General features: G+C 48.9%; 22 protein-coding genes. 2 read left to right on the forward strand and 20 right to left on the reverse strand.

From position 1 onward, the window contains the following. Window positions 1-16: 16 nt before the first annotated feature. From murD to A3848_RS14735, 19 genes are all read right to left on the reverse strand, one after another. A complete protein-coding gene (gene murD, locus A3848_RS14645) occupies window positions 17-1,435 on the reverse strand; it encodes a UDP-N-acetylmuramoyl-L-alanine--D-glutamate ligase (protein WP_074085653.1) in 1,419 nt (472 codons plus the stop codon). 3 nt (window positions 1,436-1,438) lie between these two features. Then, window positions 1,439-2,404: a phospho-N-acetylmuramoyl-pentapeptide-transferase gene (gene mraY, locus A3848_RS14650; RefSeq protein ID WP_074085654.1), complete on the reverse strand. Its 966-nt coding sequence runs from the start codon at window positions 2,402-2,404 to the stop codon at window positions 1,439-1,441. A 14-nt stretch (window positions 2,405-2,418) separates the two neighbouring features. Further along, a complete protein-coding gene (locus tag A3848_RS14655; RefSeq protein WP_074085655.1) occupies window positions 2,419-3,834 on the reverse strand; it encodes a UDP-N-acetylmuramoyl-tripeptide--D-alanyl-D-alanine ligase in 1,416 nt (471 codons plus the stop codon). Continuing rightward, window positions 3,831-5,318 carry a UDP-N-acetylmuramoyl-L-alanyl-D-glutamate--2,6-diaminopimelate ligase gene (locus tag A3848_RS14660; RefSeq protein ID WP_074085656.1) on the reverse strand — a complete coding sequence of 496 codons (1,488 nt, stop codon included), beginning with the start codon at window positions 5,316-5,318 and terminating at the stop codon, window positions 3,831-3,833. Before A3848_RS14660 ends, A3848_RS14655 begins: the two co-directional genes overlap by 4 nt. Window positions 5,319-5,366: 48 nt before the next feature. Then, a complete protein-coding gene (locus tag A3848_RS14665) occupies window positions 5,367-7,295 on the reverse strand; it encodes a stage V sporulation protein D (RefSeq protein ID WP_074085657.1) in 1,929 nt (642 codons plus the stop codon). A gap of 93 nt (window positions 7,296-7,388) precedes the next feature. After that, a complete protein-coding gene (locus A3848_RS14670) occupies window positions 7,389-9,542 on the reverse strand; it encodes a penicillin-binding transpeptidase domain-containing protein (RefSeq protein WP_256702374.1) in 2,154 nt (717 codons plus the stop codon). Window positions 9,543-9,666: 124 nt separating this feature from the next. Beyond that, the gene (locus tag A3848_RS14675) at window positions 9,667-10,059 is read right to left on the reverse strand and encodes a hypothetical protein (protein WP_074085659.1); all 393 of its coding nucleotides are present in this window, start codon (window positions 10,057-10,059) and stop codon (window positions 9,667-9,669) included. A gap of 23 nt (window positions 10,060-10,082) precedes the next feature. Further along, complete coding sequence (gene rsmH / locus A3848_RS14680) at window positions 10,083-11,036, reverse strand: 16S rRNA (cytosine(1402)-N(4))-methyltransferase RsmH (protein WP_074085660.1); 954 nt, start codon at window positions 11,034-11,036, stop codon at window positions 10,083-10,085. A gap of 40 nt (window positions 11,037-11,076) precedes the next feature. Then, window positions 11,077-11,514, reverse strand: coding sequence for a division/cell wall cluster transcriptional repressor MraZ (gene mraZ, locus A3848_RS14685; RefSeq protein ID WP_020427850.1), 438 nt, complete (start codon window positions 11,512-11,514; stop codon window positions 11,077-11,079). A gap of 297 nt (window positions 11,515-11,811) precedes the next feature. After that, window positions 11,812-13,083, reverse strand: coding sequence for an adenosylhomocysteinase (locus A3848_RS14690; RefSeq protein ID WP_074085661.1), 1,272 nt, complete (start codon window positions 13,081-13,083; stop codon window positions 11,812-11,814). Window positions 13,084-13,193: 110 nt separating this feature from the next. After that, a complete protein-coding gene (gene bshC / locus A3848_RS14695; protein WP_074085662.1) occupies window positions 13,194-14,825 on the reverse strand; it encodes a bacillithiol biosynthesis cysteine-adding enzyme BshC in 1,632 nt (543 codons plus the stop codon). 281 nt (window positions 14,826-15,106) lie between these two features. Beyond that, window positions 15,107-16,027 (reverse strand): ABC transporter ATP-binding protein, encoded by a 921-nt coding sequence (locus A3848_RS14700; protein ID WP_074085663.1) that lies wholly within the window; start codon window positions 16,025-16,027, stop codon window positions 15,107-15,109. Then, window positions 16,024-17,019 carry an ABC transporter ATP-binding protein gene (locus tag A3848_RS14705; protein ID WP_074085664.1) on the reverse strand — a complete coding sequence of 332 codons (996 nt, stop codon included), beginning with the start codon at window positions 17,017-17,019 and terminating at the stop codon, window positions 16,024-16,026. Before A3848_RS14705 ends, A3848_RS14700 begins: the two co-directional genes overlap by 4 nt. A gap of 12 nt (window positions 17,020-17,031) precedes the next feature. Then, window positions 17,032-17,961: an ABC transporter permease gene (locus A3848_RS14710; protein ID WP_074085753.1), complete on the reverse strand. Its 930-nt coding sequence runs from the start codon at window positions 17,959-17,961 to the stop codon at window positions 17,032-17,034. A gap of 21 nt (window positions 17,962-17,982) precedes the next feature. Next, window positions 17,983-18,915 carry an ABC transporter permease gene (locus A3848_RS14715; protein WP_074085754.1) on the reverse strand — a complete coding sequence of 311 codons (933 nt, stop codon included), beginning with the start codon at window positions 18,913-18,915 and terminating at the stop codon, window positions 17,983-17,985. 223 nt (window positions 18,916-19,138) lie between these two features. Further along, window positions 19,139-20,860 (reverse strand): peptide ABC transporter substrate-binding protein, encoded by a 1,722-nt coding sequence (locus tag A3848_RS14720; protein ID WP_074085665.1) that lies wholly within the window; start codon window positions 20,858-20,860, stop codon window positions 19,139-19,141. Window positions 20,861-21,010: 150 nt separating this feature from the next. Then, window positions 21,011-21,397 carry a DUF3397 domain-containing protein gene (locus A3848_RS14725; protein ID WP_074085666.1) on the reverse strand — a complete coding sequence of 129 codons (387 nt, stop codon included), beginning with the start codon at window positions 21,395-21,397 and terminating at the stop codon, window positions 21,011-21,013. Between the two features lie 6 nt (window positions 21,398-21,403). Beyond that, entirely contained in the window at window positions 21,404-22,420 is a 1,017-nt protein-coding gene (locus tag A3848_RS14730; RefSeq protein WP_074085667.1) for a ketopantoate reductase family protein, read from the reverse strand. Window positions 22,421-22,525: 105 nt separating this feature from the next. Further along, window positions 22,526-23,176 carry an RsfA family transcriptional regulator gene (locus tag A3848_RS14735; RefSeq protein WP_074085668.1) on the reverse strand — a complete coding sequence of 217 codons (651 nt, stop codon included), beginning with the start codon at window positions 23,174-23,176 and terminating at the stop codon, window positions 22,526-22,528. 345 nt (window positions 23,177-23,521) lie between these two features. Here A3848_RS14735 and A3848_RS14740 point away from each other — a divergent pair, with 345 nt between their 5' ends. Together A3848_RS14740 and A3848_RS14745 are read left to right on the forward strand one after the other, a co-directional pair. Then, entirely contained in the window at window positions 23,522-23,758 is a 237-nt protein-coding gene (locus tag A3848_RS14740; protein ID WP_074085669.1) for a DUF2626 family protein, read from the forward strand. Window positions 23,759-24,065: 307 nt separating this feature from the next. Then, window positions 24,066-25,064, forward strand: a complete 999-nt coding sequence (locus A3848_RS14745) for a coiled-coil domain-containing protein (protein ID WP_256701876.1) — start codon at window positions 24,066-24,068, stop codon at window positions 25,062-25,064. On the opposite strand, the gene A3848_RS14750 is transcribed toward A3848_RS14745, so the two are convergent. Continuing rightward, window positions 25,056-26,288 (reverse strand): extracellular solute-binding protein, encoded by a 1,233-nt coding sequence (locus tag A3848_RS14750; protein WP_074085671.1) that lies wholly within the window; start codon window positions 26,286-26,288, stop codon window positions 25,056-25,058. The genes A3848_RS14745 and A3848_RS14750 overlap by 9 nt on opposite strands. Between the last annotated feature and the right edge of the window lie 289 nt (window positions 26,289-26,577).

Raw genomic sequence — 26,577 nt, forward strand, 5'->3', positions numbered from 1 at the left:
TTATCCACCCCCCTACTTAAAGGTTATGCACCGCCTCTTTAAAAATACGCCCGCGCTCCTCATAGGATGTAAACATATCCCAACTGGCGCAGGCAGGAGACAGGAGAACAATATCCCCCGCTTCCGCCAGAGCGGAAGCCTCCCGCACGGCCTTTTGCAGCACGGCGGCGGCGCTCTCCCCATTATCGACGGAGATGATGCGCTTTACTCCTGCCATGCCTGCGACGGCCGCGAGCTTGTCCTTGGTCTGTCCGAGCGCTACAAGCGCTTTGACCCCGCCGAGGACAGGCAATAGCTCCATATAATCGGAACCGCGGTCGAGTCCGCCGGCAATCAGAACAACCGGCTTCCGGAAGGAGGCCAGCGCCATTGAGGTGGCTTTGGAGTTGGTGGCTTTGGAGTTGTTGTAATAAGCGGCTCCGGCTTTATCTGCTACATATTCCAGCCGGTGCTCGACACCTCTGAAATTTGCCAGCACTTCGGCAAGTCCGGCAGGGTCTGCACCTGCGGCGATTGCAATCCCGCAGGCAGCCAGGGCGTTCTCCACATTGAAGCGGCCCGGCAGTCCGATAGTATCAACGTCGGCAATTTCCGTCTCACTCTCGGAGTAATCCCGATAGACAATTACCCGCTTGAGATCATCTTCGGTACCCTGGACAAATGAAGGACGGACAAAGACACCCTGAACCAGCTCTTCGGTCATTGAAAAGGGCAAGATTCCTGCTTTGATATAAGGCACTAGCTCTCTACAGACAGGGTCATCCCAGTTCAGCACCGCTGTGTCGCTTGGCCCTTGCCGCTCAAACAGCTTAGCCTTGGAAGCAATATAATCCTCCATACCGCCATGATAGTCCAGATGGGTCTCTGCCACATTCAGCAGACAGCCTATCTTAGGGCGGAACTCTTTAGTACCTTTGAGTTGAAAGCTGCTAAGCTCGACTACCATCCAATTGTCATCATGAGCCTCCTGTGCGGCCTGACAGAGCGGTGTGCCGATGTTCCCGGCCACAATAGGGTTCATTCCCGCAGCGTCCAGCATACGCCCCACCCAGGTGGTTGTCGTCGTCTTGCCGTTAGAACCGGTGATACCAATCATAGGTGCTGCGCAAAGGTGGTACGCCACCTCCACCTCAGTCACTACCTCGATACCCAGCTCCATTGCTTTTTGCACCGGAGGTACGGAATAGGGAATTCCCGGATTCTTCACTAGCAGGCTCACGCCCGGATGAATTAATCCCTCCGGGTGACCTCCGCATATAACAGAAATTCCCAAAGATTCCAGTTCGGAAGCTTCGGGACTTTGATCTCTTTCTTTTTTGTCATTGACCGTTACAACGGCGCCGTGCTCATGCAGCACCTTGGCCACCTGGACACCGCTTTTGGCAAGGCCCAGGACGACCACTTCTTCACCTCGGTATTCATCCGGATGCTTCATTCTTTACAACCCCTTGCTTAAGATTAGTCCTACTGCCGCCAGCACCAGGCTCACCGCCCAGAAGGAGACAACTACCCGCCATTCCGACCAGCCGCCAAGCTCAAAATGATGATGGATCGGGCTCATACGGAAAATGCGTTTGCCGCGGGTTTTAAATGAGGCCACCTGCAGCACGACAGATAGCATCTCAATGACGAATACACCGCCGATGACAACAAAAAGCAGCTCGCTTTTGGTAACAATGGCAATCGCACCAATAGCTCCACCAATTCCGAAGGATCCGAAATCGCCCATAAATACCTTCGCCGGATGTGCATTGAAAACGAGAAAGCCAAGTACCGCCCCGATCATTGCCGCCGCACAAACACCTGCCGCAATCGAGGTAGCCTGCATTGCTACTACGGCAAAAGCAGCTAGGGCAATCGCACTGACGCCCGACAGCAGCCCATCTACTCCATCGGTAAAATTCACTGCATTCGTTACAGCCATCATCATAATGATAATGAACGGATAGTAAAACCAGCTTCCCCAATCAAAGCTGATCGAAGTTCCCGGGATGCTGATTCCAGTATTGTGCCCGGCGTTAATCAGAAGCCCGCACATTACGGCACCAACCAGCAGCTGCCCCAGTAATTTTTGGCGCGGTGTCAGCCCCAGTGAACGCTTGAACGCAATTTTGATATAATCGTCCAGGAAGCCGATCAGCCCATAGCCGAGCGTAGCTACCAAGAGGACATAGAAGTCTGAGTCTACAACCGAAAATTTCAAAAAAGACAACGTGAATGCCACCATAATGATAATTCCGCCCATCGTAGGCGTTCCGGCTTTTTTTAAGTGAGTCTGAGGTCCGTCATCACGAACCTGCTGTCCAAATTTCATCCTCCGCAGAAGCGGAATGAAGAGCGGAGCGGCAATGACCGCAAGGATAAAGGATACAGCAATAGTCAGCAGAAGTAATTGATAATCCATGGGTACACCCCCTCCTATTTGTTTGGATCCGTCTGAGAATGCTCATTCAAGCTGTGCAGCACTTCCTCAAGGCGCATTCCCCTTGAAGCTTTGAAGAGTACAACATCTTTGGGATCGATTCTATTAAGCAAGGCCGCTGTAAGCTCCTTTTTATCCATAAAAGCAAATACGCGTTCAGATCCAAACCGCTCCTCTGCCTTCTTGGCGATATGTGCAGAAAGTGGTCCATAGGTAAAGACCAGATCCGTTAAGGATGGATCCAGGTAAGCACCGATCTCCTGATGGAAAAGCGCCTCATCCGGCCCAAGTTCCAGCATGTCCCCCAGCACAGCGATTTTTTTGCCGCTGCATTTCATGCCTTGAAGCACATCAATGGCTGCTCTCATAGAAGTTGGACTGGCATTATAGGCGTCATTCAGCATAGTAAGCCCCGAAGCTGCCAGCATCATTTCAATCCGCATCCCGGTCAGTTTAAGCTTGCTGAGGCCTTCTGCGATGCTGTCTTCGGATACGCTGTAGTGGCGGGCAACCGCCAGCGCAGCCAAAGCATTAACCACATTATGCCGGCCCGGCAGCGGCAGCGTGAAGGCGCGCTGCGCATGCAGATGGGAAGTGAAGGTCATCCCCCCGATATGGGTCATCATTCCAGAGGGATAATCATCATTGTCAGCGTTCAAGCCAAAGCGGAAGCCTTTCATCCCCTCCGGTGTATGAAAGGCGGGCTCTGCCATAACTTCGGAGAGCAGCGGTTCGTCACCGTTATAAACCAGGAGACCTCCCGGCTTCAGCCCCTCGGCAATTTCCAGCTTGGCCCGGGCAATTTCCTTACGGGACCCGAGCTGCAGCAAATGGGACTCGCCCACATTGGTAATAACCGCCACATCAGGCGGTGCTAAAGAAGCAAGGAGCGCAATCTCTCCCCGCGAGCTCATCCCCATCTCCAGCACAGCGATCTGAATATCCTCACTCATGGAGAGAATCGTCAGCGGCAGACCGATGTGATTGTTGAAGTTTCCTGCAGTTTTATGGACTTTGTATTGTCCCTCCAGCAGGGCTGTAATCATATCCTTCGTAGTTGTCTTCCCGTTACTGCCGGTGACGGCGACCACCTGCGGAGCAATTTGGCACAAATATGCGGAAGATAGCTTCTGCAGTGCAGCAAGAGTATCATCCACCAGGATCACGCCATCCCCCGTAGGGGCAGCCCCCCTATCCCTCTGCCACAAGGTAGCGGCGGCACCCGCCGCCAAAGATGCGGCACTGTAGTCATGCCCGTCAAAATGTTCCCCAACCAGCGGAACGAAAAGACAGGCAGGCGTAATTTTGCGGGAGTCGGTAACGACTCCCGCAATTCTCTTATCCATATCGTAAGCGGAGGACAGTTCTCCCCCACACATGGCAGCGATGTTTCGCAGCGTTCTTGTAATCAATAGCTTCGGCCCCTTATAACTTCTTTGGCGACGACGCGGTCATCGAAATCATGAACCACTCCGCCGATCAGTTGATAGGTCTCGTGACCTTTCCCCGCAATCAATACTACATCGCTGGGGCTTGCCATTTCAATAGCTTTTCTAATCGCTTCCCTACGGTCTACAATCATTTCATAGTGGTCCTGTGCCACTCCATCCTCCTGCAACCCTGCTTCAATATCCCGAAGGATAAGGAGGGGATCCTCAGTGCGGGGATTATCGGAGGTTACGAAGACATGGTCGCTGTATTTCGCAGCAATTTTGCCCATCAGCGGGCGTTTGGTCGTGTCTCTGTCTCCACCGCAGCCGAAGACGGTAAGAACCTTGCCGGAAGCAAACTCACATACCGCCCGCAGCACATTTTCCAACCCATCCGGTGTGTGGGCGTAGTCAACGATTACCGCGAAGTCCTGGCCCTCATCCACTGACTCCACACGTCCAGCAACACCTGCTACAGACTCAAGACTGGCCTTGATGTCCGCAAGCGAAATATCTTCCAACAGCGCTGCAGTGATCGCAGCCAGCGCATTATACACATTGAACTTGCCTACCATACGCAATGAGATGTCAGCCTCTCCCTTAAACGTATCTACATGGAAAAAAGTTCCTTTGGAGGTGATGGAAATTTGCGAAGCCCGGACATTCGCTGGAGTATCGATGCCGTATGTAATCACCTCTGCGGCAGTCTGTGCAGCAAAATAAGTGCTTGCCTCGTCATCCGCATTCAGGACAGCATATTTTCGTTCTTCCTTCCATGGTGAGATCATATTTCCCATCCGGGAAAAGAACAGCCCTTTAGCCGCCCTGTACTCTTCCATCGTATGATGATAATCCAGATGATCCTGGGTCAGATTGGTAAATATGGCCGTCCGGAAATCCGTCCCCTTTACCCGTCCCTGCTCCAAGGCATGCGAGGAAACCTCCATCACACAGCACTGCACGCCTTTCTGAACCATATCCTGTAGCGTACGCTGCAGCTCAAGGGATTCCTGCGTCGTACCGGAAGCGGGATAGGTCTGTCCGTCATATCTCAGCTGAATGGTTCCAATCAGCCCTGTCTTAACATTCTGGTCCTGCATAATACGCTCTATCAGATAGGTGGTCGTTGTTTTTCCATTCGTGCCGGTCACACCGATCATTCTCATCCGGCTGCTCGGTGAACCAAAAAAGGCATTGGACAATACAGCCATTGCAAACCGGCAGTCATCCACTACGATCTGAGGCAAATCGATCTCCAGCTTCCGCTCACAGACCAGGGCAGAAGCTCCGTTCGCGGCTGCCTGAGGAGCGAATTCATGCCCATCCACCGTAAACCCCGGCAGGCAGATGAACAAATCGCCGGGCTTGACACGGCGCGAATCCGCCTGGAGTCCCGTTATTTCCGTCTCCCCATCTCCATGTACCCGCGAAGCCGCGAGACAAGATGATAATTCATATACTTTCATAGCCATCCCTCACTCTGCATTTTTCGGAATAGAAGACGTCTTCAAACATTATTTCCCATCTTCAGCGCCCATATATATCCGGATCGTCGAACCCTGCTCGACTCTGGCCCCCGCTTTTGGTGCCTGATTAATTACGGTATTGCCTGTTCCGGAACGGGCGAGTGTAAAGTTCATGTTCAGATCCTCATAAATATCCTGTACGGTAGCCCCTGTAAGATCAGGAACTGTCACAATAGGAGTTTCACCGTATTTATAGGTTTTGGGAAGCTGATCTTTACGTTCTGGAACCTTCATGTAATGGAGGGAATCCTCCAGGATATTCTGCACGATTGGAGCTGCCACAACACCACCGAACTGAATGCCCTTAGGATTATCCACCGCTGTGTACACTACGATCTGCGGATCATCCGCAGGTGCAAAGCCTATAAACGATACAATATGCTCTGTAGGAGAATACCGGCCGTTAATTACCTTTTGTGCCGTCCCTGTCTTGCCTCCCACACGGTAGCCGTCAATAAAAGCCGGCCGGCCCGTGCCTTTGGCAACCACGCTCTCAAGGGCAGCGCGCACCTTCTTCGAGGTTTCCTCTGAGATGACCTGACGCACCATCTCCGGCTGCACTTCCGAAACGGTCTCCCCGGTATCCGGATTGATCCAGGCCTTGGCGACATGCGGCGTGTAGAGCTTGCCGCCGTTGATGGCTGCCGAGACAGCGGTTATCTGCTGAATCGGCGTGACGGACACCCCTTGGCCAAAAGCCGTGGTCGCCAGCTCCACGGGTCCCACCTGCGCAGGCTTAAAGAGGATTCCGCTTGCTTCACCATTCAGATCAATACCGGTCTTGGCGCCAAATCCAAAATCACGGATATATTTGAATAAGGTATCTTTACCGAGCCGCTGTCCCAGCGCTACAAAGCCCGGATTGCAGGAGTTCTCTACCACCTCCAGGAAAGTCTCGCTACCATGCCCGCCCTTTTTCCAGCAACGCAGCTTGGCCCCGCCCACCTCGATATAGCCTGGATCAAAAAAGTGGTCATTCTGTAAATCCACTTTGCCTTCCTGGAGCGCAGCGGCCAAGGTAATAATTTTGAATGTGGAGCCCGGTTCGTAAGTCATCCAGATGGGCAGATTCCGGTTGTAGACCTCAGCATCATATTCCTTGTAGGCTCCAGGCTCAAATCCAGGTCTGCTGGCCATGGCCAGAATTTCGCCATTCTTCGGGTTCATAGCTATAGCCCAACTGCCCTGTGCCTGATACTTCACCATGGCTTGATCCAGCTCGCGTTCCATTATGGACTGGATCTGCTTGTCTATCGTCAGCTTCAGTTTAAGGCCGTCCTGAGGAGCTGAATACTTTTCCGAAGAACCCGGCATCAGCCGGCCTCCGGCATCAGACAAATAGGAAATATCCCCTGCGCTGCCCTGGAGCAGCTTGTCGTATATGCTTTCCACCCCGGTAATGCCTTGATTGTCAATACCGGTGAAGCCCAGAATATGCGCAGCCAAATCTCCGTAAGGGTAAAACCGTTTGTTATCCTCGGCCACAACGATGCCCGGCAGCTGCAAATCACGGATGCTCGCAGCCAGCTCCATCGTAATTTTGCGGCCGCCGGGCTGTAACTTCACCGATGACTGACTTTTGGACAAGAGAGTCACCAGCTTCATCTCGCTCATGCCGAGCAGTGGAGCCAGCGTCTGTGCTGTCTTTTGCTTCTCCTTCACCTGTACAGGAACTGCATACACAGTCGGCGAGCTGATATTATAAGCCAGTGCTTTCCCTTCCCGGTCCAATATTTCACCGCGTTTGGCGGTAAAAGGAATATTGCGGCGCCACTGGCTTTCCGCTTTGGCACTCAGTTTTTCTCCTTCGGACAGCTGGACATACGCCAGACGTATAGCCAGCGCACCAAATAACAAGGCCAATCCCAGCAGCGTCCACAGCATTCTCCTACGAGTTACGACTTTCGAAACCTTCATTCCGTCCCCCCGCTTTCGCTGTTCTAGACATGAGCTCTTATCTTCATGACTATTCAGGACAAACAGGGGTTAGAACAAGCCTATGCCAAGGCATTACTTTACGGGTGGCTCTTCCTCATCAGCGGGTGCAGGAATATTCTCACCATGTTCATTCATAGGTTTTAGCGACAGCGTGACCTGTGTCTTCCCGTTCTTGGTTCCTTCCGTTTGCCCCGACACGTAACCCTCGCCATCCACTGAAATACCAACCTTGAGCAGGCTGAGCACTTCCAGTGCATCACGAAGTGACTGTCCGCGCAAATCCGGTATCACAGGCTTATCTCCCTGCTGACTCAGCAGATAGATGCGCTGACCTACTGCCAGTAGAGTTCCTTTCTCTGGATACTGGCTGACCACATTAGTTCCTTGACCTACAGCTTCAAAATCAAAGCCCTGATCAATCAGCAGTTGTCTAGCCGCCTGTACTGTTTTGCCGGTGAGATCCGGAGTGGATCGCAGTGCGGCAGTAGTAGACTTAACGGTTTTGGACGTGCTGTCCGCAGAATTCGTGCTCACTTTTGGTACTCCCATATAAGGCAGCGCCTGCGACACAATTTCCTGGAATACCGGAGCAGCAACCGCTCCACCGCCATTCCCGCCGTTTTCACCCTGCGGCTCGTCAATAATGACGATCACCGCAATCTTGGGATTATTAACCGGCGCGTAGCCGATAAAAGAAGACAGTACCTTGTTCCGGTCATAATCCGTACCGTTGACCTTAATCGCAGTACCCGTCTTCCCCGCTACACGATACCCTTCAATGTAGGCATGCCGTCCGGTTCCCTTAACCTGATCCGCCACCACCTGCTCCAGGTAGCCGCCAGTTTCACGGGCACTCTCCTTCGAAATCACCTGACGTACCACTTCAGGCTGGGTAATGGTCTTCTTGCCGGTATTCGGGTCGGTGATTTCCTTGACCACATGCGGAACCATCAACTTGCCGCCATTAGCGATTGCGGACACTGCCGTCAACTGCTGGATCGGTGTAACCAGCACCTTACCGTGCCCGTAGGCCAAGGTTGCATTCTCGACAGACTTGTTCGGGTCAGGGTTGACGATACCGATGGTTTCACCCGGCAGGTCGATTCCGGTTTTTTCATTAAAGCCAAACTCATTAATGTATTTCAGCAATCTCTCCTGACCAAGCATCTCATAGCCAAGCTTAACGAAAGCTACATTACTTGAACGCTTAACGCCCTCCAGGAATGAGATTTTCCCCCAGCCTACTCTGTTAATATCATGCAGCGGTCTACTGTATCCTTTAATGTAAATTTGACCGGATTGAAACTTATCATCTGGATTGAATAGTTTCTCCTGTACCACTCCGGCCAACGTAACAATCTTAAAGGTTGAGCCCGGCTCATATCTGGATTTGATCGCGTGGTTATAGAAGCCTGCGGCATTCTGATTAGTATCCCAATACTCATTGGGATTAAAGGTAGGCATATTCGCCAAACCGAGAATTTCCATCGTATTGGGGTCGGCAGCTATGACACTTATACTCTTGGGCTTGTACTTGTCATATGCCTTTTGCATAGCCTCTTGGATATAGTATTGAATCGTGCTGTCTATCGTCAGTTTGATATTGCTCCCGTTAACTACAGGCTGATAAGTATCCTTGGAATTCGGAAGCTTGACCCCTTTACCGTCACTTTGATAGTGAAGTTTGCCATCAGTGCCTTTCAGCTGCTTGTCAAAATACTTCTCCAGCCCCATGATCGCCTTGCCATCTCTGTCGGTAAAACCCAATATATGTGCGGCCAGTGTACCTTTCGGATAATAGCGTTTCTGCTCCGTTACATACCCGACACCAGTTTCACGGATATCATGTTTTTTGCCCAATTCCTCATAAAAGGCAACCACCTTATCCTTAAGCGCCTTATCAATCTTCCAGCCCTCATTGCGGATCTCGCGGTTTTTGAGATACTTGCCAGTCTTATTATCCTTGGCCTCAATCAATGGCTTTAACTCGTCAACCGGTTTACCCAGTAGATTGTGCAAACCATCAATCACTTCCTGGCCAATCCCCTGCTCTGCAATAACCTCAGGGTTAACTACAACGGTGTATGCAGGAACATCACTGGCGAGGACGTTGCCGTTGCGGTCTTCAATCTCACCGCGGACTGCTTTGATGGTTGCAGAGTGGGCCCACTGCGAGGCCGCCTTATTCTGCCAGTACTCACCGTCCAGAATCTGGAGCCAAAACACCCGGCCGACTAAAACAAGAAAAAAGAGGGTAATACACCCTCCTATAAACAGCGTGCGAAGTTTTATTCTTTTCACCATAAGCCAACCTCACAACTCTATTATTGCGATTGCCGCCAATCGCTGATTAATGGTCTCCGTCAGTGGCCGTGCTGTTCAGGGGAATATAGATGGTAGAATCCTCGGAAGGTTTGACAAATCCAAGCTCAGCAGCCCTCTGGGCCACTGTCTGCTCAAGGCTCTCCTTCTCCATCTGAAACGTTGCGATATCTTTCTTGGTTGAAGCAATTTGGGCATCCAGTTTCTGCGCCTGCAGATTCAAATCGTAAATATGGACATAACGCCAAATCAGGGTGACAGCCACCAGTACGAACACACCTAGTGTCAGCATGTAGAGAAGTTTCTCCTGCAGCGGAAGCACCATGCGTCTTGTGACTACTTTTGTCTTCTCGCGGTAAAGCCTGTCTGCCTCTTCTTTTCTTTTGGGTTGAACTGCTAAGTTGCCGCGGGTATAGGCCATCTCTGACTCTCCTTTATGGTTATTTACAATTTCTCTGCAATCCGCAGCTTCGCTGAACGTGCACGTGTGTTCTGCTCCAGCTCTTCTTCTGATGGAACAAACGGTTTGCGGTTAATCAGCTTCAGGGTACCTTCGGCACCGCATACACAATATGGGAAGTCGGGCGGACATGTGCATCTGCTTAAGTAGCTGCTGAAAATCTGCTTGCAAATCCGGTCCTCCAAGGAGTGAAAGGTGATCACCGATACTCTTCCTCCGGGTGCAAGGCAGCGCACTGCTGCGTGAAGCCCTTCCTCAAACGCACCCAGCTCATCGTTCACCGCAATCCGGAGTCCCTGAAAACTGCGTTTCGCGGGATGTCCACCCGTTCTGCGTGCGGCTGCCGGAATGCCTTCCTTGATCAGCTCCGCCAATTCTCCCGTGCTCTCCACAGGGTGTTCTTCTCTCCGCTCAACAATCTTGCGGGCAATCCGCCGTGAGAACTTCTCTTCCCCATACTGGAAAAGCACCCGGGCAATCTCCTGTTCAGGCCAGGTATTCACTATTTCGGCTGCAGTCAGCTGAGCAGACTGATCCATCCTCATATCCAGCGGAGCATCGTGATTATAGCTGAATCCCCGTTCCCCTTCGTCAAACTGGGGCGAGGATACACCAAGATCGTATAGAATTCCATCTACTTGGGGAACGCCATCCTTTTGCGGAACAAAGGGGAGTTCCTTAAGCACTTGCTCCAGATCGCGGAAGTTGGTTTTCACCAAAACTACCTTCTCTCCATATTCAGCGAGCCGTTCCCTAGCATTCTCCAGCGCCCAATCATCCTGATCCAGACCAATCAATCGGCCCTCGCCGCTGAGCTTACTGGCAATTAGAGAACTATGTCCCGCTCCGCCAAGTGTGCAATCCACGTAGATGCCATCCTTCTTGATGTGCAGCCCTTCTGTCGCTTCTTCCTTAAGCACCGTGATGTGGTGAAACAAGCTGCATCCCTCCAGGGCAGTATTCGAATATTTGTATGTGTTATAGATCGAAGTTGAAATCAACCAATTTCTCGGCAATCTCGTTGAACGTTTCCTCTGACTGTTCGAAGTACTGCTCCCATAGCTCCTTGTTCCAGATCTCCACCCGGTTCGAAACGCCCAGAATTACACAGTCCTTGTCCAGCTTGGCATATTGCCGCAAATTCCCCGGCAGATTAACCCTGCCCTGCTTGTCCCATACACATTCGGTCGCTCCCGAGAAAAAAAAGCGGCTGAAGGCACGGGCATCCGATTTCATCAGTGAAAGGCTTTTGAGCTTTTGCTCCATGATTCCCCATTCTTCCATGGGATAAACAAAAAGACAGGTGTCGAGGCCGCGGGTTGCCACAAAGGAGGTTCCGAGCATGTCACGGAACTTGGCCGGAATAATGATACGGCCTTTGTCATCAATGCTATGCTGGTATTCCCCCATAAACATGATTATTCCCCACCTCTAACTTCTAATTCCCCACTTTGCCCCACTTTACACCACCTAAGCATAATAGATTCGCCATTAAAAATCAAAAACCTTTTTCACGGGTGAGGTAATTTTTTCTTATTTGTCAAGTCGGCAAGTCAAAATGGTTTCGCCCTCCTGTACAAGAGGCAATTTCAGCTAAAGCGAGGAATGGAAAGATACTTTATAGTGCTCAGCAGCACATACACGTCTTACATTTCAAAAAAAAGTGCCCGAACCATTTACATGGCCCGGACACCTTGTATTACGTTCTATAGGTTATGCTTCGAGATTCCAGCTGTCGAGATATTCGACCTGTGCCGGAGTCAGGCTGTCAATGGAAATCCCCAGGCTCTCCAGCTTGTAGCGGGCCACCTGCTCGTCCAGATCGTAAGGAACATTCTCTACTTTAACGCCAATGCTCTTATAGTTGTCATTTACATATTTAAGCGAAAGTGCCTGCAGCGCAAAAGTGGTGTCCATAATCTCAGCCGGATGTCCGTCTGCAGCACCCAGATTCACCAGGCGGCCTTCGGCAAGCAGATACAGCTTGCGGCCGTCTTTCAATTGGTACTCTTCTATATTCTTGCGTACCGTCCGCTGGGATACGGATCTTTCAGATAGTTCAGGTTTATTCACTTCAACGTCAAAATGGCCAGCGTTGCACATAATCGCTCCATCCTTCATCACATCGTAATGCTCTCCGCGGATCACATAACGGTTGCCTGTCACGGTAACGAAGAAATCGCCGCGTTTTGCGGCTTCCAGCATCGGCATCACGTGAAAGCCATCCATGTGGGCTTCGACTGCTTTTATCGCGTCCACTTCAGTAACGATTACGTTGGCACCGAGGCCCTTGGCCCGCATGGCTACGCCTTTACCGCACCAGCCGTAACCAACCACGACGACTGTTTTGCCGGCAACAATCAGGTTCGTAGTGCGGATAATCCCGTCCCAAGCGGACTGGCCGGTACCATAACGGTTATCGAACAAATATTTGCAGTAAGCATCATTGACGGCCACCATCGGGAATTTGAGAATCCCCTGTTTCTGCAATGCTTTTAGCCGGATAATACCGGTAGTGGTCTCTTCTGCGCCACCCCGGATATTCTCCATCAGGTCAGGACGCTCCGAATGCAGCAGTGTAGCAAAATCACCGCCGTCATCAATGATCAAATCCGGCTTACTTTCCAAAGCTTTGATATTCAGAGCCTTGAATTCTTCAGGTGACGGATTATATTTGGCAAATACCGTAATGCCGTCTTCAACCAATGCTGCACATACGTCATCCTGGGTGGATAATGGATTGGAACCGGTAATGGTTACCTCGGCACCGCCCGCTTGAACAACCTTTGCCAGATAAGCTGTTTTGGCTTCCAGGTGAAGCGTGATCGACACTTTCAAACCCTTGAACGGCTGCTCCGCTTCAAACTGCTCCCGGATCCGGTTCAATACCGGCATGTGCTGGCGAACCCAGTCGATTTTAAGATGCCCTTCTGGAGCCAGCGACATATCCGTTACAATACTGTTTTCCTTCGACAATGAACTCATTATGATACCTCCTGAAAGTTTTTGCGGAAAAACCGCTTCTTTGAATAGCTGGTACAGCAAAATCCGCTTCAAAAGCATAAGCCAAAAGTATTGATAGCCTAAGCTCCGTCTTATATATAAATCACGCGGTGGGTTCCGCTGTAATCCACAGGGATCGACATCAGCTCATCCAGCCAGCCCGGGCCGTAACGGTTCAGATAATACATTACATTATATACTCTTTCCTGCAGCTTACCCAGCGGCATAAGAGACAGTTCAATCCGCTCCCACTGGCGGAGCGCAGCTTCATTCTGCTTAGCCATCGCATCCTGGGCTTTGGCCTGAAGGAATGTAATCTGATCCAGAATCTTATCTTTATTGTTGGCACCCAATTTCAGAAGTCCCGCCTGAATGGAACCCAACTGTTCAATCAGCGGCTCGTACATTGCAGTGAATGCAGCCTTCGTATCTTCGAACCGGCGTTCCAGCTCCAGCTCATCCTGAGCGGCGAGCCATTTCTTTCTTTTCTCGTCCAAGCCCTGAAGAACATCGCCAAAGACAAGCTGATACTTGTCCATGTGCTTGTGCAGTGTTCCTTCCACGACAGTGAACGACATCCGCGGAATGATTAATGGCATCCGTTCACCCACTACCTCGAACGCAGGCTGCGGAATGGCCCAATAGGCGATTTCACCCTGACCAAGCACCGTCGCAAGTACTGGCAGCACATAATCCTGCATGAGCGGTCTCGTCAGCACATTATTACTAAACCGTTCAGGATGAGTCTCTAGCTGCTCCAGCAATTCTTCACGGGAAAAGGAAACCATACCCTTCCGGTCGGTGAATCTGCCTTCCTCTTTGTGGAGCAACAGGCGTGCTCCTTGATGTATATAGAAAAGATTGGCCCCGCCAGCCGTCACAGCAGCCTGAAGCTCATACCCACTATCCGTAATCCTTCCTGCCGCCGTATGATACGCGGATTCCAATTCATCGTTGTGTTCAATCAAAGATTTGAACATTGGGGCTTCGAGCTTACGCAGCTCCGGATCGGCGGAATCCAGCAGAATGAGACCAAATCTGCCGAACAGCGAACCGATCAGCTTCGCAAAAGCTTCACTCATGCTGTATCCCTCAGCCGAAGATTCGCGGATCACTTCCATAACCTGTGGCTTGAATTCACTTTCCTGCAGCAAGTTATCTAATTGTCCGGTGATTTGCAGCCAGCTTTCTTCCTCGACCTTGATTGCGCTGACAGAGGAACGAAGTTCATCTGCCTTATCCAGCTTAAGTCTGGTGATCTCCCCTGTGCGGTTCAATACATAGGTATGATTGACCTCATCCCAGTCATGATCCTCACCTGCGATCCAAAATAGCGGAACCACAGGCCGTCCGAGCTGCGCTGCGGCTTCCTTTGCGGCCTGAATCGTAGTAATTGCCTTGTAAATCACAAACAACGGACCCGTAAACAAGCCGCTCTGCTGACCGCCGGTAACAACCAAAGTCCCTTGCTGTTCCAGAAGAGCCAGGGACTCCATCACTGCAGGGTGAGGGTTCAATTTCAGATTATATTGTCGTAAACATTCAGCAATCCCTGCACGGTCAGCGCGGAGCTCTTCAGTGCTGTCCAGCCAGGCTGCACGTTCTGTTCTGCTGTCTACATTACGGAAATCTCCACCATACAAATGTCCTACCTTTTCATAATGATGTATATAATCGCGGGCTAGTGCCGATCCGCCCGGGAGTGGTTCGGGGTTTACATTCATGTGCAATTGCCTCCTGTTCTACTGTAATGCTATATGTAATCACTGAGTCGGGTAAACTCTTTATGATTGTATCCAAAGTTAGGGGTGGCGTCAAAGAATCCCTCTGTTCATCAAATTTGCAACAAAAGAACAACACCATCCTGCTGCCGTAATTACAATACTCTCATATTTCATGTCCTGTCCAGCAGCCGGCTGCTGACGAAACAATAGGCGAGAGCTGAACGCTCCCGCCTAAAGTATACTTCGCTAAAATATATTACAGTAAGACTGCATGTATATTCTCATGCGTATTGCTTGGCCACAAAGTGGCCCTTCGAAACTTCAACCAATTCAAAATCACTGTCATTGGTTTTTTCCCCTGCTGCATAAATGGGGCTACCCAATTCATCATGCAGATGAATACGTTTCTTGTTCGCTTCAACCTCCGGATCCGGTACTGGAATCGCCGACAACAGCGACTTCGTATACGGATGGATAGGATTGGCGTACAGTTCTTCACTCTCTGCCAGCTCAACCATTTTACCCAGGTACATAACAGCTACACGGTCACTGATATGCTTAACCATGGACAGGTCATGCGCGATAAAGAGATACGTTAGTCCAAGGCGGTCCTGCAGTTCTTTCAGCAGGTTGACCACCTGTGCCTGAATGGACACGTCCAGTGCGGAGATCGGCTCATCGCAGACGATGAATTTAGGATTAACCGCCAGTGAACGGGCGATTCCGATACGCTGGCGTTGTCCGCCGGAGAATTCATGTGGATAGCGGGTTGCATGGTCATGGTTGAGTCCAACCATATCCAGCAGCTCTTCAATCCGTTTTTTGCGTTCCGCACGGCTTCCGGCCATACCATGGATATCCAGTGCCTCACCGATGATATCCGAAACCGTAAAGCGCGGATTCAGCGACGCATACGGATCCTGGAAAATCATTTGCATATCACGGCGCATAGCCTTCATTTTGCCCGGAGGCAATTTGTAGATATCTGTACCGTTGTATTTCACACTGCCAGCAGTGGGTTCGTAAAGACGAAGCACTGTCCGGCCGGCAGTTGTTTTACCACATCCGGATTCCCCTACCATACCCAGGGTTTCGCCTTCGCGAATCGTGAAATTAATATTATCAACAGCCTTAAGAACTTTGCCCTTGCCTACATTAAAATACTTCTTAAGACCTTCAACTTCAATCAGGTTCTTACTCAAACGAACTGCACCTCCTTGGCCATCGAATGCAGATTCCAGCAACGCGCCATGTGCGTTTCACTGAATTCTGTTGCACCGGGATCGATTTGTTCGCAGACATGCATCGCTTCACTGCAGCGCGCTGTGAACGGACAGCCGACCGGCGGTTTGATCAGATCCGGGGGAGTACCGATGATCGGGATCAACGGCTCGCCCTTCTTTTGGTCCAGACGCGGCATCGACCGCAGCAACCCCTTGGTATACGGATGCTGCGGATTTTTAAAGATTTCCCATCTGGTTCCGGTTTCCACTACTTCACCAGCATACATGACGATGACCCGGTCACACATTCCGGCAACAACGCCGAGGTCATGTGTAATCAGTATGATGGAGGTCCCGAGCTTTTGCTGCATATCTTGCATAACTTCCATGATCTGCGCCTGAATCGTTACGTCAAGCGCCGTTGTCGGCTCGTCTGCAATGAGCAGAGCCGGGCGGCAGGCCAGGGCAATAGCGATCATTACACGCTGGCGCATCCCGCCGGAGAATTCGTGGGGATATTGGTTAAAGCGAGCCTCCGCATTTTTGATGCCTACGAGCTTCAGCATCTCGATACCTTGCTCTTTCGCTTCGGCCGCTGACATTTTCTGATGTTTGATCAAAACTTCGGTTATCTGTTTGCCCACCTTGATCGTTGGGTTCAAAGAAGTCATCGGGTCTTGAAAGATCATGCCAATATCTTTGCCGCGAATCGTTTCCATTTGCTTCATGCTTTTGTCCAGCAGATTCTGTCCTTGAAAAATAATCTCGCCCTTCTTCACCCGGGAAGGCGGGGTAGGAATAAGCCGCATAATCGATTGTGCGGTAACACTTTTGCCGCTGCCGGATTCACCGACGATGGCTACTGTTTCACCTTTGCCTACTTCAAAATTCATACCACGGACAGCTTGTACTTCTCCGCCTTTTACAAAAAAGGAAACATGCAGATCCTTGACTTGCAGAATGGGTTCCATCATATTCACCTCCTATTTCTTCAGCTTAGGATCCAGTGCATCACGTAGACCGTCACCAAAAATGTTAAAGGATAGCATGGTCAAGCTGATCAGGATAGCCGGGAACAGGAAGCGCCATGGATAATACATCCAGCCAGTCAGTGAATCACTGATCATCGAACCCAGGGAAGCGATTGGAGCCTGTACACCAAGACCGAGGAAGCTGAGGAATGCTTCAGCAAAAATGGCATTTGGTACGGACAAAGTAATCGTTACAATAATAGGTCCTACCGCATTTGGCAGCAAGTGGCGAAACAAGAGTCTTTTGGAGCCTGCGCCCATGGAACGCGAAGCCAGAACAAACTCACGGTTCTTCAGCTGCATAATCTCCCCGCGCACAATCCAGGACATCGTGATCCAGCCTGTAATAGTCAACGCAACGATAATTGTAAACAGGCTTGGTTCCATTACTACAAGCAGCAAGATAACCACCAGCAGATAAGGAATGGAGTACAACACTTCGGAAATCTTGTTCATGATGTTATCCACACGGCCGCCAAAGAAGCCCATGATTCCACCATAAATAACACCAATCAGCAAGTCAATTGCCGCTGCAGCCAACCCGACAATCAGTGAAATACGTGCTCCGTACCAAGTACGGACAAAAATATCACGGCCAAGATCATCGGTTCCAAACCAGTGTTTGGTTGAAGGAGGCTTATTGGTGCTGAGCAAATCATTAGAGTAGTAGTTGTATTTTGAGAACAACGGACCAATCAGTGCTGCAAGAATAATTAAGGCAAGCACACCCAGAGCAGTCATCGCCATTTTGTTCTGACGAAGCCGTTCCCAGGAATCCTTCCAAGCTGAAAGACTTTCACGTTGAATGACTTCTGCCTGCTTCTCGTCAATACCAATTTTCTGAAAATCTTCTGGTTTCAGGTTCGCATCCAGCGAACTCATATTTTTGTCAGATGCCAATCTTTAGCCCTCCTTTCCTCCAGTTAGTTTGATACGCGGATCTACAAATACATAAGCAATGTCTGTAATGAAGCGGGCCAACATGAGCAGCACACCATAGAAAATAGTGATCCCCATAATTACGGTATAGTCACGGACACCAATCGCTTCCACAAACTGTTTCCCGATACCGCCCACACCAAAAATCTGCTCGATAACCACAGAACCGGTAACGATGTTAGCTGTCATGGGTCCCATATATGTAACGACAGGCAGAATTCCGTTGCGAAGAACGTGACGGCTCAAAATAGCGAACCAGCTTAGGCCTTTAGCCTTAGCCGTCTTGATATAATCTGCATGCAGCACCTCAAGCATGCTTGAACGTGTCAGACGCGCAATAAAGGCTATCGGCTGTGCCGAGAGCGCGGCTACCGGAAGGAAATAATACATAGGGCCTTTAAATCCTGAAACCGGAAACATATGAAACTTATAAGCGAACATATACTGCAGCAGTGACGCGACTACAAAGCTCGGGACTGCAATCCCCAATACCGCCAGTACCATCGCAGCGCTATCAATGAACTTCCGGTGATACAATGCTGCCAGCATACCCAATAATACACCGACAATAACAGACACAATAATCGCAAAAATCCCCAGCTTCAAGGATGATGAAAATGTCTGACCAATCAAATGAGTTACATCCTGGTTCAGACGTTTCATGGAAACACCCAGGTCTCCTTGGGCAACTTCACCCAAATACTTAAAATACTGATGATAGAGCGGCTTGTCCAGACCATACTGTTCGTATAAACGCGCTTTAATTTCCGGCGGAACTTTTTTCTCGGCAGTAAACGGATCTCCCGGAATTGCTTTCATCAGAAAAAAAGTCGCTGAAATAAGTACAAACAGCGATACGATCATATAGAAAAACTTATTGGCAACATAACGAACCATCCCCATCAACACCTCCCTCGACATATTTTTTAGACATACAATTGAATTCTATTCAAAAAACGGCCATTTGTCCATTTTCTATTTTTGTAAGCTTGTGAAAACATTAACAAAAAGCCGTAAATACAAAAAAAAGGGATATATATGGAATTCCACATATATATCCCGAAGTGTACAGCTACCTTCAGACGACTAACTATTTAATTGAATTTCTAAAGTTTGATTCTTAGTGCTCAAGCAGGTAAGCACGAGTGAAGTCAATTGCACCACTGAAGTCAAGAGATACACCTTTGAGGTATTCTTTAGTCAGGGAGTTGTTTGTGTAGTAGTAGATTGGCATCAGGACCATATCGTCCTGGATCAGCATTTTTTCAGCTGCAGCAAAATCTTCTTGGCGTTTAGCCAGGTCAGAGCTTGCTTTTGCGTCAGCAATCAGTTTGTCATATTCAGGATTAGCGTAACCAGTATCATTGTTACCGCCGCCTGTTACCCACATATCCAGGAAGGTCATTGGATCATTGTAATCTGCAGTCCAGCCAGCACGTGCAACTTGGTAGTTCTTGTTTTGACGGTTATCAATAAACACTGCCCATTCTTGGTTCACTGTGTTAACAGTAATACCCAGAGCTTGTTTCCACATATCAGCGATAGCCAGGGCAACTTTCTTGTGGCCTTCACTTGTGTTGTAAGACAGTTCCACTGGAGGCAGTGTAGTCAGACCTTCTTCTTTCAGACCTTCAGCAAGCAATTTTTTGGCTTGTTCAATATCTTCTTTGAAGTAATCGTCTTTAACTGCATTACGGAATTCTCCGTTAGCACCAGCAATACCTGGTGGCACATAACCAAATGCAGGAAGCTGTCCTCCCAATGTTACATTGTCGATAAGAGCTTGACGGTTAATCGACATGGCAAGTGCTTTGCGGATTTTAGCATTGTTGAATGGTTTTTCAGTAACATTGAATTCATAGTAATAAGTAGCTGCAATACCTTTGGAGACAAACTCGTTAGGAAGCTCTTTTTTCACGATAGGAAGCTGTTCTTGCGGGATTTCACCATGAGGTGCACCTGCACGATCAAGTTCTCCGTTTTTATAGCTCAGCAATTCAGTTGCACCACTGTTAACAATGGAGAAATCAATTTTGCTGAGTTTAATGGATGCCGCATCCCAATATTTTTCATTTTTAGTAACTTCGAGAGATTGGCCAGTAGTCCATCCAGTTAATGTGAATGCACCATTTGTAATCATAGTGTCTTTGTTAGTTGCCCATTTCGGATTACCCTCAACAGATTTGTGCACAGGGTAGTACGTATAGAAGGACAGCAATCCAAGGAAGTAAGGTGTTGGTGCTTTCAGCGTAACTTCAAGAGTTTTCGCGTCTACAGCTTTTATGCCTACTTGATTGAAATCTGTAATTTTCTTAGTGTAATATTCTTCTGCATTCTTTAGGTAATACAATTGATATGCATATGGTGCAGTTGGGTTTGTGTTAGGGTCGAGTACGATTTTCCATGCGCGAACGAAGTCAGCTGCTTCTACAGGGTCGCCATTGCTCCATTGAGCATCGCGAAGGTGGAAGGTATATACCAGACCGTCAGGAGAAATGTCCCATTTCTCAGCAATTCCCGGTTCAGCTTGACCAGTTTCCTCATTCATGCGGGTCAAACCTTCATACATAGTTTTCAACAGCGTATTTGCCTGGCTGTCTTGAGCTAGTGCGGGATTAAAAGTAGGTGGTTCTGCAGTCAGGTTGACTCTAAGTGTCTGGTCAGCGGCCAATTTCTCGTCACCAGTTGCAGTGCCTGTGTTCGTGCTGCCTTCATTGCCTGCTGCGTTTGTTGCGGCAGCGTTGTTGCCTTTGTTTGCATTGTTTCCGCCGCAGCCAGCAAGTGCTGTGCCGATAACGAGAACCATTGCAATCATGAGCAATAGACTTTTACTCTTCTTCATCTAGCAGTTCCCCCTAAATAGAATGTGGTATATGGTTTATGATTATACAACCAGTGGTCAAAAAAATCTAGAGCAATATTTTCTGAAAACACTTTTTTTTTAAAACTTAAAAGTTTTGTGACGTTGACGCTTCACCGGAGCAATGGAACATTACATGGCTTGTGATATGTAATGGATAAGGCCTACGACTATAAACAGCACATACATGGTACTCATAAAAAAGAATGAAAGTCTCCAAACTGCCCGAAGTAAACGTTTCCCGTCAACATTTCCCTTTAGGCGATTTTGGGCGCCTCCAATCAGTCCAGCGGATATTAATACAATAAGTAGTATAAGGTAAAACCCGAACCGCGAATTAAAAGTGGTATTGAACAAGGCCGATACGGAAAAAAATAAAAATACAGTAGTAATATCCATAGCCAGTAATAACGTATTTCTTTTTTCTTTTCTGAGGCCAATTCCTATGAAATATACAATCAAAAAAGGAACAACCGGAATAACGCTTAATGAAATGAACGAATTCCGCAGAAATTCCAAACAGCCTCACCTCTCCTTCACATTCATGCCTTCTACCATCCGGCAAATCAAGCGGTGTAAAGGGACCGCAATACCAGCGCTATCCGCCATTGCCACAATACTCCCATTGATCCAGCGTATTTCCGTATCCCTGGACGCTAGAACATCAGCGAGCATAGACGAGATGTTACCTGAAGTTGCCCGGCAAACCTCAAGTATCCCCTCCCACGCATGAGTATCAACCTTGATACCGCAGGCATCATATACGCAGGTTGCCTCCAGATACAGTTCTTTCATTAACTGTATCCGCTCCCCGGAGGCGGTCAACTCGCCATTCTGAATGCGCCAGATCGCTGTAAGCGGGTTAATCACAGCATTGAATAGCAGCTTCCGGTAAATCATGGTATCCACTTCTTTCGACACCAATGCCCTGAATCCTGCTGCTGTGAGAGCATGTGTCAAACTAATTGCCGCGGTGTCATCCTCCTCTAAGGTGTCTTTTGGAACATTTGAGGTTTTGTTTCCTCGCTTCCCTATAAATGTTTCCCCATGCCCCGTATGACTAATCTCTGTTAATGTCTTCCTCTTGGCCGCTTCAGTAGTCACTGCAGCCCAGACTGAAGCCTCCGGCAAAAGCTCCTGAAGAAGTTCAAGATGTCCATTACCGTTCTGAAAGCAAACCACATGGAGTCTAATATGCCGAAGAGGCGCCAGAATCTCTGGTAGCGTAGCGTGAAACGCATTCTGCTTGAGCATAATGGCTATCCATTCCCCCGGTTGCCGGAGGATCGTTTCTGAGAACCTGCTTATTGGTCCTGCTTGAAAGCTTGTGCCCGGAAAGTGCTGGCTAGCCCTCCCGTCTTCGTAACTTATGGTTATTCCAGACCGGGTTAACTCCCCCGCTTGTTCCTCGCTCCGGCACCACACTCTAACTTCTGCGCCAGAGAGAATCAGCTTTCCGGCAAGCAGAAGGCCGAGTGAGCCTGCACCGATAATATCCATTTTCATGCCGACACCCGCCATCTCGTACACATTTTTCCTCATTATATCCTTTCTCCAGTAAAAGAAAAACAGTCACTATCTATACAAAAAACCCGCAAATGCTGGCGGTAAGCCGCTGCATGCGGGATTTGAAGAAGCATAATTCGTTTATTCAATCCGTTCCAAATTACCGTTGGCATCCATTTTGAATCTTGTCTTCATTTCCTCTTCTTCTTCATTAAGAAAAGCAAGTCGCCGCGCCCGGTCCATGATCTGAATTAACGCTTTGTAATCATCATTGACTACGCGATAGTCACTTTGGGCCAGATTGACCTCTTTGGACAATCTTTCATTTTCCACCCTCAGCTCAGTTAATTCATCTTCTTTCTCGCGCAAATCCCTCTCAAGCATTTTCAACTGGCGGCCGGCTTCCTGAAAACTGCCCTTCCACTGTCTTAAGAAGCGGATAACAGCGTCAATGGACAAAGTGTTCTCGCCTAGTCCCTCGCTGCGGCTGTACTCCTCTTCCATGTTTCCGAGAATAAGCCCCGCTACCTGTGCGCCTCTAGCGGAGGGCTGCTTTTTCAAATAGCTCCGCTTTTGGCGTTGGCTCTTGGCAATTCCAATTGCATCTTCATAGCTCTTGCGAACACAGCTGTTCCAGCGAAATCCGCATGCCGCCGAGGTTCTGCCGATTTTTTCACCCACCTCTTCAAAAGCAGCAAGCTGTGTGCTGCCTTCCCGGATATGACGCAGCGTTATTTCGGCCAATATCAAATCATCTTCCACGCTCCAAGCATCCTGTCTAACGGCTGTCATAAAGCCTAACCCTCCTAACAACATCATGAAATAACCATCTTCATAACCGGCAGCTCCGCCGGATAGTGAATAGGATAAAAGCTGCTTACTCCATTTCTATGCCTCTATTAGAGTTCATAGAATCTATTTGATACTAAATTGTATTTCCATTTTGGCTAAACCTCATACTTGCTATGCTATAAATTCTCTACTTTCAAAATAAAACGCCGTGTCTATAACAAAAATCATAATAATTCCAAAAAAACAGCTTTTTTTCAATGAATTCGTTTACACCATTTATTCCAGCCGTTATAATATAGCTACAAAGAAGAAATTGCCGGATACATACAGGAGGGGGATGTTCTCTTGGACCGCATGTTTCGTGTCTTGGGTTTTTTTACGCTTGTTATTGGACTCATGGCTTTTGCCGGGAATTTAACGGAGATGGCTCTGCTGTTCTTTCTGCAAACCGCTTTTTTCGTGATCCTCGGATATATGAAGTTTACAGAAAAAGTCTATATTCTGCTTTTTTGGGGATATATGATTCTGACATTTACCGGCTTCAGTTACTGGACGATCTTCGAAATGGGTCTGCCGCTGTAAGTTTTTCTAAGTTTATAGAAACGGAGGCTATTCCTTCTTCTGAGGAGCGCTTCCGTTTTTTTGTGCATTCATAGTAGGTCTTGGAAAGAAAAGAGGGTATGATATTTTAGCAGGGCTAATCATATTATTAGTACATACATATTCTGATCTCTTTTAAGGTGGTGGAGTGGTGCGATCCTGCAATAATCGAAGCCGTTATACTTGTGTTCTTCTCATCCTTCTCTGCTTTACTGTGCTGCCGCTGACGCCCCCAGACTTTTTAAGTGCAGATCCGGGTACGGGTCTATCCTCTAGCTCTCCTCCTGTCATGCCTGATAATGAGGTCACCCGCAAGCTGCTGGAACAGACGTTATCCTCGGCAGAAATTGAGCAGGAGATATCACGGATCACCACTGAGCAACAGGCTCTTGAGGAAAAAACATCGCTACTGGAAAAAAGGGCAGCTTCTCAGCAAAGTGCAATTCAGAATCAGCGGGAGCAGGCTGGCGCTATCATACGTTCTTATTATATGGGAGAGAGAGATGGACTCCTGACTGCAGTACTTTCGGCTAAAAGCATCGGCAGATTACTGGCCTTGTATGATTATTATGAAATCATTATTGGAAGAGACCGAGACATTCTGTCGCAATATGAGGTGGATTATAAAAAGTTAAAAGCAACGCTTTCCGCGGCACAGCGCAGTTCAGAAGAGCTTGCGACGCTCAAAACAGCTTTGGTGCAGCAGAAGGATCGGATCGAGGCATTACATGAAGATATTAATAAAGGCATCCAGTCCAGCAGTGATCCGGCCAGCATGAGCGCCTTATTGGAGGAATTCACGAAATATTGGGAAAACATTGGGGTTCACGAAGTCAAAACCTATTTCAAAGCTTTGTCCTCTGCCATGAAGCATCTGCCAGAGTTCGTTCAGAGTCATGATGGGCTCATGACCCGTAAAGGTATGATCTACAATTTGGCTCTAAAGGAAGAGGATCTAAATGAATTCCTCTTGTCGCAGAATGAATTGTTCAAGGATTTTGCCTTCCATTTCAATGATAATGAAATAACGGCTTCCGGTAAAAGTGGCAGATTATCACTGACGCTGACCGGCCATTACACCATTCAGGAGGAACCGGTCAACGGATTGATATTCCATGTCGATCATGTATTATTTAATGGCCTTGAGTTGCCCGATACTACGCGCAAGACTTTGGAGGAAGAATTTGACCTGGGTTTCTATCCGGAAAAAATCGTCTCTTTTCTCCGTGCAACTGAAGTGAGCAGCCGGGACGGTGTGTTACATGTGAAGCTCTCCCTCTCATTCTGAGGCCTGTGCAGCCGCGGCTGCATATCCCGCCGGATCAAGCTTTCCTGTCAGCAGTTGTGTTACTGCCAGCGACAATGCTGTCCAACCGCCTGTTGATTTACTCTCAAGATTCGTTTCGTCTACAAGCAGCAGCCGGGTGTCAAAAGGAATCTTTACGCTCTCCGGCAACCCTGTACGGTATAGCTCATCGAGTGCAGGGAGCCGCCCCGTATTCTCCAGCCAATCGAGCTGTTCTGTGCTGGATGTGACATAGGACAGCCAATTGACAGCTGCCTCCGGATTACCGGATTGTGCGGGGAGTGCGAAGAAGCGGCTGTAGATCGCCTCATACCCTGACCCGCTACTGGCGGTAAGCGGCGCTTCAGCGGACAGGGTAGAGTTCCCGTGCTTCTGCCATTCCGAGAGCGGAAGCGCAGCAACTGCAAGCTTACCATCCTGAAGCATATCCCAGAGGTCTGTGTTCGTACGGCTGGTGAGAAAGAAATAATTGCCTGCATATTGTGTCCATTCCAGCAGAGCTGGACTGATCGATTCCAGGTTTCCGCCCATGCTCTCCAGAACTGCCGAATAGCCGTAGGGGTTACGCGTATCCATTGCCAGCAGGTATCGTTGCTTATTTGGCTGTTCACGAATTACTTTAAGCAGCTCATTCCACTGCTCCAGACTTCTGGGCAACCCTGTAATTCCCAGTTCCGCGAGCCGCTTCGGCGAATATACAAGTACGTAGGGGTCAATATCAAGGGGAACTCCCCAATCGTAACCATTCCATTGCATTTGCGGAATCAGGGTGGTCAGCGGTGCACTTCCCGGAACACTCTGGTAAATATCTACCGGCAGCAAATAGCCTTGTGTCGCCAAGTCCGTGATGCTGCGGCCGTCGGTCATAATAATATCCGGACTCCGGCCAATCGTCAGATCCTGCTGCAGAATCTCATTAGCTTCAGCGCTGTCAACATTGCTCAAGATTACCCGGGTACCGCTCGACAAGCTATAGTTATTGCTGATCCGTTCCAGTTCATTAAATTCCTCTTTGCTCATGGACACCCGGATGCTCAAGCTTTCAACATTGTCTTTATCGCCAGATTCAGAATGCTCTGATGGGTTAAGCGGCTGCTTCAGCGGATAGGTATCATCACTGGTGTCCAGCTCCATGCTGGGGGACAGGCTTGTCAGCGATAGCAATAATATAGCAAACAACAGCCAGTAGTTTCTCCTTCTCAGCACGATTCTTTCTCCTCCCGCCTATGACTCGTCACCCCTATTTTACCAGATGATTCTCCGCTTGTCTGCGGGTTTGAAAACGTTCTCTTTCTATTATATAGGTGTGAACGGCGAGGACCAAAACTTTGCGGCATTTGGTCATTCCGAGAAAGATTTGGACTTCCGATCGCTGTTATCCTCAGATTTCCTGATTTGAATTACCGCCGCTGCGGTAGAAATTCGAGGATAAAGGCGAACGCTGCCGCTTCTCCAGTTCCAAACTTCCTCTCCATTCTTTGCCACAAAAAAATTT

Origin of the sequence: Paenibacillus sp. P32E, from assembly GCF_001909085.1 — a bacterium.
Taxonomy (GTDB): Bacteria; Bacillota; Bacilli; order Paenibacillales; family Paenibacillaceae; genus Paenibacillus_AQ; species Paenibacillus_AQ helianthi.